The organism is Methylobacterium gregans, from assembly GCF_022179245.1.
GTDB lineage: Bacteria > Pseudomonadota > Alphaproteobacteria > Rhizobiales > Beijerinckiaceae > Methylobacterium > Methylobacterium gregans.
The window spans coordinates 1-9,929 of record NZ_BPQM01000157.1 but is presented as its reverse complement, the minus strand read 5'-3'; the positions used below and the strand labels follow the sequence as shown (position 1 = coordinate 9,929).

The 9,929-nt window shown below is 70.4% G+C and carries 9 protein-coding genes and 1 pseudogene; 8 read left to right on the top strand and 2 right to left on the bottom strand.

Annotated features, from left to right (window positions below; genetic code table 11):
• From MFF54_RS25250 to MFF54_RS25235, 4 genes and pseudogenes are all read left to right on the top strand, one after another.
• Positions 1–411: pseudogene (locus MFF54_RS25250) on the top strand (ABC transporter substrate-binding protein); the annotation flags it as partial.
• Positions 412–498: 87 nt separating this feature from the next.
• Positions 499–1,341, top strand: a complete 843-nt coding sequence (locus MFF54_RS25245; protein WP_238306950.1) for an ABC transporter permease — start codon at positions 499–501, stop codon at positions 1,339–1,341.
• Positions 1,342–1,379: 38 nt separating this feature from the next.
• Entirely contained in the window at positions 1,380–2,156 is a 777-nt protein-coding gene (locus MFF54_RS25240) for an ABC transporter ATP-binding protein (protein WP_238306949.1), read from the top strand.
• On the top strand, positions 2,116–2,673 hold the full coding sequence (locus MFF54_RS25235; protein ID WP_238306948.1) for a tetratricopeptide repeat protein: 558 nt from the start codon (positions 2,116–2,118) through the stop codon (positions 2,671–2,673). Before MFF54_RS25240 ends, MFF54_RS25235 begins: the two co-directional genes overlap by 41 nt.
• A 413-nt stretch (positions 2,674–3,086) precedes the next feature.
• Here the strand turns inward: MFF54_RS25235 and MFF54_RS25230 are convergent, their stop codons facing one another.
• Positions 3,087–4,334 (bottom strand): MFS transporter, encoded by a 1,248-nt coding sequence (locus tag MFF54_RS25230; RefSeq protein WP_238306947.1) that lies wholly within the window; start codon positions 4,332–4,334, stop codon positions 3,087–3,089.
• 127 nt (positions 4,335–4,461) lie between these two features.
• On the opposite strand from MFF54_RS25230, the gene MFF54_RS25225 reads away from it, so the two are divergent.
• The 4 genes from MFF54_RS25225 to MFF54_RS25210 all read left to right on the top strand — a co-directional run bounded on the left by MFF54_RS25225 (position 4,462) and on the right by MFF54_RS25210 (position 8,865).
• A complete protein-coding gene (locus tag MFF54_RS25225; protein ID WP_238306946.1) occupies positions 4,462–5,361 on the top strand; it encodes a LysR substrate-binding domain-containing protein in 900 nt (299 codons plus the stop codon).
• A gap of 358 nt (positions 5,362–5,719) precedes the next feature.
• Complete coding sequence (locus MFF54_RS25220) at positions 5,720–6,481, top strand: DeoR/GlpR family DNA-binding transcription regulator (protein ID WP_238306945.1); 762 nt, start codon at positions 5,720–5,722, stop codon at positions 6,479–6,481.
• Positions 6,482–6,563: 82 nt separating this feature from the next.
• The gene (gene glpD / locus MFF54_RS25215; protein ID WP_370880303.1) at positions 6,564–8,090 is read left to right on the top strand and encodes a glycerol-3-phosphate dehydrogenase; all 1,527 of its coding nucleotides are present in this window, start codon (positions 6,564–6,566) and stop codon (positions 8,088–8,090) included.
• A 250-nt stretch (positions 8,091–8,340) separates the two neighbouring features.
• Entirely contained in the window at positions 8,341–8,865 is a 525-nt protein-coding gene (locus tag MFF54_RS25210; RefSeq protein WP_238306943.1) for a hypothetical protein, read from the top strand.
• A gap of 68 nt (positions 8,866–8,933) precedes the next feature.
• On the opposite strand, the gene pyk is transcribed toward MFF54_RS25210, so the two are convergent.
• Positions 8,934–9,929 (bottom strand): pyruvate kinase (gene pyk, locus MFF54_RS25205; protein WP_238306942.1); only part of this gene is annotated, 996 nt, incomplete at its 5' end.

Sequence of the window (9,929 nt, the reverse complement as noted above, 5' to 3'; positions counted from 1 at the left end):
ACCCGTGAAGGCGCCGGCGTCTACGTCAACAATGCGGGCCGCGTGACTTACTTCGCCCGCCGGGACTTCGCCAACAAGTATCCGGAGGTGGTCAAGGCCTTTCTGGCCGCCCGCGAGCGCACCCGCGAATGGACCTTCGACCACGTGGACGAGGCGGCCGAGATCGTCGCCCGCGAGACCCGCGTGCCGGTGGAGGTCGCAAAGTTCCAGATCACCCACGCGGGCGAGTGGGAGTTCATGGCCGGTGAACCGAACGCCGACCGGGCGCGCAACGCCATCAAGGCGTTCCAGGCCTGGTACATCGCGCATGGCGACGACATCCTCTCCGAGCGCAAGCTCTCGGACGAGCAGGTCGACGCCTTCATCGACGGGCGCTTCTTCGCGGGCGGCCAGTACTCGATCTACAATTGACGAGCCCGCCCCGGTCGCAGCCATCGCGGCACCGCGCGGCGACCGGGGCGCTTCCGTTTTCCGGACACGGCGAGACCCGACCCATCCATGAGCGACACAGCCAACACGATCGCGGGCGCGGGCTTCGCGGCGGCACCCGCGCGGCCTCAGCGTGCGCGGCGCACCGGGCGGCGCCTGCACGTCAACCTGACGGGCCTCGTCCTGCCGCTGGCGATCCTCGTGCTCTGGGAGGCCTCCGCCAGCTTCCGTTGGGTCGACCCCGTCTTCCTGCCAGCGCCCCAGAAGGTCGCCGCTGCCTTCTGGAAGATGCTGACCGCACAGAACCTCGCGCAGGATTTTCTGGCTAGCATCACCATCGTGGGGCAGGCCTTCCTCTACGGCTCGGTGGCCGCCATCCTGCTCGGCATTGCCGCCGGCCTGTCCCGGCGGGTCGAGGCTTTCTTCGGCCCGACCTTCGACACCATCCGCCACATCCCCGGCATCGCGTGGCTGCCGCTCATCGTGCTGTGGCTCGGGATCGGCGCGCCCGCCAAGGTGCTGGTGATCGCCAAATCCGTGTTCTTCCCCGTCTTCCTCAACACGCTCCAGGGCATCCGCAACGTCGACCGCAACCATATCGAGCTGGCCCAGGCGCTCACCCTGACCCGCTGGCAGCTCGTGCGCCGCGTGGTGCTGCCCTCCGCGCTGCCGAGCATCCTGGTCTCGCTGCGCTACGCTGCCGGCCTCGCCTGGGCGCTCGTGGTCGTGGCCGAGGGACTGAGCGGGCTCGAAGGGCTCGGCTTCCTGATCTTCCGCGCGCAGGGCCTGCTGCTGACCGACCAACTGATGGTCTGCATGGTGGTGATCGGCCTCGTGGGTTTCGCCATCGACCGGGGCATGGCCCTCGTGCAGCGCCGCCTGCTGCGCTGGAAGCAGGGCTTCGAGGGCTGAAAGGCCCGACGCGTACCATCCAGACAGGGATCGCCTCCATGCCCGCCGGCCGCCTCGACATCCGCGACGTCTCCAAGTCCTATCCCCAGGAGGGACGTCCGCCGCTGACCGTGCTCTCCCACATCGACATCGACGTCGCGCCGGGCTCGTTCGTATCGCTCGTCGGACCCTCGGGCTGCGGCAAGTCCACCCTGCTGCGCCTGATCCTCGGCCTCGACGCGGATCACGACGGCGAGATCCTCGTCGATGGGACGCCGATCTCCGGCCCGGCGCTCTCCCGCGGCATCGTGTTCCAGGATCACCGGCTGCTGCCCTGGCTGACCCTCGAGCGCAACATCGGGCTGAGCCTTGAGAACGCGGGCTGGTCGGCGGCGGAGAAGGCCGAGACGGTGCGCGACCTGATCGCGCTGGTCGGCCTGCGCGGCTTCGAGCGGGCCTTCCCGCACCAGCTCTCAGGCGGCATGGCCCAGCGCGCCGCGATCGCCCGCGGCCTGGCCGCCCGCCCGGAGATCCTCCTCCTCGACGAGCCGTTGGGCGCCCTCGACGCCCTGACACGCCTGCGGCTTCAGAGCGAGCTGCAGCGGATCTGGCGGACCGAGCGCGTCACGATGATCCTCGTCACCCACGACGTGGACGAGGCGATCTTCCTGAGCGACGCGGTGGTCGTGATGGGCGCCAGGCCGGGCCGCGTCGTCGAGCGGGTCACGATCGACCTCGGGACCGAGCGCGACCGTGCGGGGTCGGACTTCGCGGCTCACAAGCGCCGGATCCTGCGTGCCATGGGCGCGGAATTCGGCAACCGCCATGCGGCCTAGAGCGCTCCGTCTCGACGGCCACGCCGTTCCGGGGTGCGTCGCGATCGGGAACCGCCCCAGGTGTGCCCTACGGACCCTCCTTCCCGCAGCGTGCCTGCTGACCACGATCGGATGGGCCATCGCGGCCGACACGGCGCCGGCGACCGACCTGCCGGATCTCTCGGTTGCGCGAGCCAGGATCTATGCCGGCGACTTCGAGACCGCTGTCGCCGAGCTCGGCGCGCTGACCGCAACCGTCAGGCACGCAGACCTCTACAACCTGCTGGGCTTTAGCCTGCGCAAGCTGAAGCGCTTCGACGAGGCGGCGCGGTGGTACAAGGAAGCGCTGTTCTACGATCCGACGCACCGACCGGCGCTCGAATACCAGGGCGAACTCTTCATCGAGACGGGCGACCTCGAGAAGGCGCGCAACAACCTCAAGCTCCTGCGGTTGCTGTGCCACCCCGCGGGCTGCGAGGAGGTCCGAAAGCTCGAGGCTGCCCTGGCCGCAGCCGATCCGGCGGGCTCGCGCGGATGAGCCTTCGCGTATGAACTGAGGCAAGGTCACCGCTCAGTAAACCGCGAACCGCACCGCGTTGGCACCAGCCGAGTCAAAAGCTCACGATGTCTCCTCCGGATCCGTTGGCTCGCTCGAGAGGGGATCACAGAGCCAGGCAGGCCACCGCGACGGCAAGGCAGGACGCGGATCGGCGCAGGCTCAGTTCCTCCCCGAGTAAGACCCGTCCGATGAGGACCGCGTAGACGATGCCGGTCGCGCGCAGCGCCGACTCCACCCCACCCGCCGCCCATCGCAACGGACCGCATGGCCCAGATGACGATGGCGTAGGCCCGGATCGAGACGAGTCCGCCACCCAGCGCAGCGTGCAGGGGGGCGCACTCAGAACGCCAGCGAGGACGAGCGAGCTGATGCGGGGTCGTCGCCTCCGCGCGTCACGCGGGCCTCGGCGCAGCGAGCCGGGGCGCCAGAGCGAGCATGAGCGGGACCACGGCGAGGGCCGTGGCCGCAGCGGCCGCCGCCGCCCAGCTCGGCCCGACCGCGTCGCCGAGCGGGCCGTAGAGGAGAGGGGCCGCAACGGCGGAGCCGCCCAGGGTGCAGGTGTAGAAGATGGCGAAAGCCCGCTCGACGCGCCCGCCCGGCGCGAGGTCCGGCACCGTTCCGTACAGCACGGAGGACGTGCCGTTCAGCATCAGGCCGAGCCCCGGCAGCACGACGAGGGCGGGGCCGAGCGGGAGGACGATGACGACCAGGATCGCCGCGGCCGTGCCGGCTTCCGTGAGGATCACGCTGCGTGTCACGCCGAAGCGTTCCCCGAGCCGCCCGAAGGCTGCCTTGCCGAGCGCACCGCCGACAGCGACGAGCGCGAAAGCGATGCCGACCGTGGAGAGGGCCGCCCCCTTCTCCACCAACAGGAACGGCAGGTAGATGAGAAAGGCCGGTCGTGCGGCGTTGTCGAGCATGCCGATCGCGACGAGCAGCCCGAAGCCGGCCCGGTGCGGCACCGCGCCGTCGCCGCGCGGCGACGCTTGCGCGCGCGCCTTCATCGCGTCGCGCGCGCCCGGCTCCCGCGGCAGCAAGCCGGCAACGCCGATCGCGACGACAAGGCCGAGACCGGCGACGAGACAGAGCACGGAACGCCAGTCGGCGGCGGTGAGAAGCAGTCCGGCGAGCGGTGGCAGCGCCGCCTTTCCGAGATCGCCGGCGAAGTTGTAGGTGCCGAGCGGACCGCGCGCGCCTCGCCCGTAGGCCCGCGCGATCACCGCGGAGGCGAGCGGGTGCTGGGTGCTGCTGCCCGCCCCGGCGAGCGCCAGGGCGGTGCACAATCCGATGAGACCGCCCGACGCACCGGCGAGCGCGTATCCGCCCGCACTGAGGACGGTTCCGAGGACCAGTACCGAGCGTGTGCCGAGCGCGCGGGCGAGCACGGCGGCGGGCATCTGCAGGCCGGCCAGAGCGCCGACATAGAGCGAGCGCACCAACGCGAGCGCGACGTAGCCGAGGCCGAACTCCGCCTGCCAGACCGGCAGCATCACGTAGATCAGGTCCGTGTAGCCGTCGTGCAGCGCATGGTTGAGGCAGGCCGCGGTGAGCGTGCGCGTCGGCTGCGAGGCGGTGATGCCGCCCACCTGCTGCGTCGGGTCCAGTGCCCGGCCCTCGGTTCGTCCAGCGGTCGTCGGCATGAAGCGCGTGTCCGGTGCTGCGTGAAGTCTTGGGGCCGAGCGCTACACCCGTGAGCGCTGCGCGATGAGTGAGGTTTGCCTCACGGTATCCGTGCATTAATCTCACGGGTTCCCGCTGTTGGATCCGATGCGCCGCCTTCCACCCCTGCATGCCCTGCGCGTCTTCGAGGTCGCCGCCCGTGCCGGTAGCCACGCCGCCGCGGCGGCCGAACTCGGACTGACCCACGGGGCCGTCAGCCGTCAGGTCGCCGCGCTGGAGGCATGGTTCGGCCAGCGCCTCTTCGTGCGTGTCGGGCGGGGCGTCGTCCCGACGCCGGCGGCCAGGGCCTTCGCGGAAGCCGTCAGCCTCACGTTCGACCGGCTCGATGCAGCGGCCGAGATCTGCGGCCGGCCCCTCGCGCCGCGCACCCTGCGGGTGAGCACGCCCACGACCTTCGCGATGCGCTGGCTGATCCCGCGCCTGGACAGCTTCCATGCGGCGCGGCCGGAGGCAGAGGTGGTCGTCACGACGACCACGACCCTGCACAATGCTCTGCGCGGCGGCTTCGACCTCGCGGTGCGGCGCGAGCCGCGGATCGGCGCGGGCGCCCACCATTCCTGGGGCGCCTACCGTGCGGTCCCCTTCCTGGCGGAGGCCAACACGCTGGTGGTGAGCCCGTCCCTGCTGGCCAAGCGTCCCCTGCACGCGCCGCCGGATCTCGCGGGCGGCACGCTGCTGACAAGCGAGACTCGCCCGGGCGACTGGGACGACTGGCTCGCCGCCGCCGGTCTGCCCTGGGGTCTGAGCAATAGGCGGACCTTCGACCACTACTTCGTCGCGCTGCAGGCGACGGCGGACGGACTCGGCTACGGCATCGGGCCGCTGCCCGTGCTGTCCCTCGATCTTACGGCGGGCCGCCTCGTCGCACCCTTTCCCGAGATCGTGGTTCCACGTCCCGGCTACGTGGCCCTGGTGCCGAACGATGCGGACAAGACATCGACCCTTACGGCTTTCGTGGAGTGGCTTGTCGCTGCCGGCGCCGAGTGAGAACGAAGTTCGCCGGACGGCACCAGCCGCGGCCGAGCATCCCGTGCCAGGCGGCAGGACCGCGGCCTCAGGGCTCAGGCGTTCGGTCCGCCGTGTCTCGACCGCAGGAGGAAACGGCGGACGTTACACTGCTCGGCCGCCGACACGGGCGCGTGTCGAGCCTCCGGTCCCGCGTGGCAAGCCGATGTCCGTCGGCATCCGAGGGGCCTGCAAGTGCACCTTCCGTGCCCCGACATTCCCTACGCGGGCCGGATGCGCTAGGCGTGCGGACGGGTTCGAACGAGCCTTCGCTTTTCGAGATCGCCCGCACGCTCGCACCCGAACAGCTTTCGTTTGTGCCACGCGGAGGTCGGACAGCATGCTCTCGGAGCGTCAGAACGCGATCTTGGACATCGCGCGCAGCGAGGGACGCGTCCTGGTCGAGGCCTTGTCCGGTCGCTTCGCTGTCAGCGTTCAGACCATCCGAAAGGATCTCAACGACCTGTGTGATGCGCGCCTCCTCTCACGCATCCATGGCGGGGCGGTGCTCGGAGCGGGTGCCGAGAACCTCGGTTACGAGGCGCGCCACGCGATGGCGGCTGCCGAGAAGGCCGCGATCGCACGCGCGGCAGCAGACCTGATCCCGGACCGCTCCTCTCTGTTCATCAACATCGGTACCACGACCGAGGCGGTCGCCAGCGCCCTCCTCGGACATTCCGGCCTGATGGTGATCACCAACAATCTCAACGTCGCCCATGCCCTGCGCGCGAGCCCGGAGATCGAGTGCGTCGTGGCGGGCGGCCTCATCCGGCGCGCGGACGGGGGAATCGTCGGAGAGGCGGCCGTGGACTTCATACGCCAGTTCAAGGTCGATTTCGCGGTCATCGGCGCCTCGGCGATCGACGAGGACGGATCGCTCCTCGATTTCGACTATCGCGAGGTCCGGGTGGCGCAGGCGATCATCGCTAATGCGCGCCACGTCATGCTGGTCGCGGACTCGACCAAATTCGAGCGCAGTGCGCCGGTGCGCCTCGCCCATCTCGGGCAGATCGGCACGTTCGTGACCGACCGTTGTCCGAGCGAGGCCCTGCGCGATCTCTGCCGCGCCTCGGGCGTCCGTCTGGTAGAAGCGGGGCGCTGAGCACCCTTTCGGTTGACTTTCGTTTTGTTTCGAATTGAATCGCTCACTTTCGCAGCTGCCCTTCAGCGCCGCAGCACGAAAGATGGAGGCCATGCGAACGTTCGACGTCGCCGTGATTGGCGGAGGGATAAACGGCTGCGGCATCGCGCGGGACGCGGCCGGCCGCGGCTACTCCGTCGCGCTGGCCGAGCAGAACGACCTCGGCAGCGGGACCTCGTCCTGGTCGACCAAGCTGATCCACGGCGGCCTGCGCTATCTGGAACACTCCGAGTTCCGCCTCGTGCGCGAGGCGCTGGCCGAGCGCGAGGTGCTCTGGGGCATCGCGCCCCACATCGTGCGTCCGCTGCGTTTCGTCCTGCCGCTGCACGCGGGTCTCCGCCCGGCCTGGCTGCTGCGCGCCGGCCTGTTCCTCTACGACCATCTCGGCGGCCGCAAGCGCCTGCCCGCCACGCGCCCGGTCGACCTCTCCGGTCCCCTCGGCGCGCCCCTGAAGCCCGTGTTCCGGCGCGGGTTCGAGTATTCCGACGCGCGCGTTGACGATACACGCCTCGTCGTCCTCAACGCGCGCGACGCCCAGGCGCGGGGCGCCGAGATCGCGGTACGAACCCGCATCGTCTCGGCCCGGCGAGAGGGCGGCCTGTGGCGCATCGTCCGGCGGGATTTCGAATCCGGTCGGGAGGAGGAGATCGCCGCGCGCTTCCTCGTCAACGCGGCCGGCCCCTGGGTCGATCGGGTGATCCAGGGACCGCTCGGCCGGCATGAGGCGCGGCACGTGCGCCTCGTGCAGGGATCGCACATCGTAGTGCGCAAGCTCTACGACCACGACCGCGCCTTCATCTTCCAGAACGCCGACGGGCGCATCATCTTCGCCATTCCCTACGCGAACGGCACCACTCTCGTCGGCACCACGGACCGCGACTTCTCCGGTGATCCCGACGACGCGGTGATTACTGGGGAAGAGACCGAATATCTGCTGCGCGCTGCGAGCGAGTACTTCGCCGAACCACTTCGCCGGGAGGATATCGTCTGGTCATTCTCGGGCGTGCGCCCACTCTTCGACGACCACGCCTCCACGGCGCAGGAGGCAACGCGCGACTATGTTCTGAAGACGGAGGCGGCGGCCGGCGAGGCGGCGGTGCTCAATATATTCGGCGGCAAGATCACGACCTACCGCAAGCTCGCCGAGGATGCCCTGGCGGAGATCGGCCGCCACCTTGGAGCGCGGGGACGCTCCTGGACCGGCACAGCCCCGCTTCCTGGCGGCGACTTTCCGGTGGACGGGGTGGCCGGACTCGAAGCACGCCTCGCGCGCGCGGCGCCTCATCTCGCGGCCTCCACAGTCGAGCGCCTCGTGGCGGCCTACGGGACGGATGCGTTGCGCATCGCCGAGGATCTCGGGTCCGATCTCGGCCACGGCCTCCACGCGGGCGAGCTGCGCTGGATGATCGAGCGGGAATGGGCGCGCACCGTCGAGGACGTGCTCTGGCGCCGGTCCAAGCTCGGCCTTGCCTACTCGGCGGATGAGGTCGCGGCGCTGCGGGCGACGATGGCCGGCCTGATCGGTACGCCCGGCCGCGCCGCGGCCGGCCCTGCGACGGCCCCCGGCTGACCCGGCCCCGATGCGCGAGCCTGCGACACGATCCGAGAAGGGCGGCCCGGCCCTGACCAAGGTCTGCCTCACCTTCGAACATCCCGGATCTCAGTGCCGCATTCCAGGGCAAGCGGGCCGATCCGCTCCTCCTCCAGCGCGACGCCTCGAGACGGCTCGGTCGATGGTCGCGCTCGACCTCACCGGAACACCGGCCGCCCTCGCCATCTTGGCCTCAGCATAGGACGCGGGCGCGCGAAGGGCCGAGCATATGCGGGGGTATCGAGCTTCGTTCGGGATCGGCTTCGTGGCCGGAATGCGAAGCCTGTCCGCCTGTGCCGCCCTGGTCTGGGCGGCATCACAGGGGCGAACGCGGGACGTGCCCGTCCCGGCAGGGCCCGGCGCACGTGCCGTGGCGACCGCGACGGCCCTCGCCGAGATGGCGGGCGACAAGATGCCCTTCGCCCCCGACCGTCGCATCGTGCCCTCCTTCGCCTTCCGGCTCGTCATCGGCGCGGTCGGAGGTTGGGCTCTGACGGGGCGCCGCGCGTCACCCGAGTACGGTGCCCTGGCCGGCGTCGCAGGGGCGGTGGCCGGCACGCTCCTCGGCCGGGCCGCCCGCGGACCGGACGCGCGTACGATCGTCGGCCGGGCCAGGGGGCTCACCGAGGATGCCGTTGCCGTCAGTCTCGCCGTCCTGATCGTCGCTTGCGCGGAACGCCGCTCCGAGGACAGCCGGGCGGCTTTCGCAGCGTCACCCGACGGTCGTCGGAAGGCCACGACTTCCGCGCCGTGACGGTGGACCGGGCCCGTCCGGCGGTCGCTGGTCGACCTCGCCACGAGCGCACGGTTCCGTGGCGGAGGTCAAATCTGGATGAGACGGATGTTGTTGGTGTTTCCGGTGGTGTGGAACGGAATGCCGGCCGTCACGACGACGAGATCGGCATGGCGCGCGAAACCTTGGGCCTGCGCATGGCGACAAGCGTCGACCGTCATCTCCTCGTAGGAATCGACATCGTCGGTGCGGACGCTGTGGGCACCCCAGAGCAGGCTGAGGCGACGGGAGGTATCGATATTGGGGGTGAGGGCCAGGATCGGCACGGCCGGGCGCTTGCGGGCGACCCGGGCTGCCGTGGTGCCGCTCGCCGTATAGGTGACGATCGCGCGCGCGCGCACGGCCTCCGCGAGCGCGGCGGTGGCGGTCGCGACGGCGTGGGGCGGCGTCTCCTCCTCACCGGGCTCCAGGGCCGCGATGATCGAGCGGTAGAGCTTGTGTCCCTCGACGGAGCGGATGATGCGGTCCATCATCGCCACCGCCTCGACGGGATAGTGGCCTGTCGCCGACTCGGCCGACAGCATCACGGCGTCCGCCCCGTCATAGATCGCGGTCGCCACGTCCGAGGCCTCGGCCCGGGTCGGCGTCGGAGCGGCCACCATCGAGTCGAGCATCTGGGTCGCCACTACGACCGGCTTCACGGCGAGGCGGCAGGCGCGGATCAGCTCCTTCTGGCGGCCCGGCACGTCCTCGTGCGGGATCTCGACGCCGAGATCGCCGCGCGCCACCATGACGGCGTCCGATAGGCGAATGATGTCCTCGATCCGCTCCAGCGCCTGCGGCTTCTCGACCTTGGTCATGATGCCGGCCCGGTCGCCGATCAGGCCGCGTGCCTCGATCACGTCGGAGGGCTTCTGCACGAAGGAGAGCGCCACCCAGTCGACGCCGAGTTCCAGCCCGAAGGCGAGGTCCGCGCGGTCCTTTTCCGTCAGCGGCGACAGGTCGAGCAGCGTTCCGGGCAGGTTCACGCCCTTCCGGTTCGTGATCACGCCGGCCGTGACGACCTCGGCCTCGATCGCGGCGGC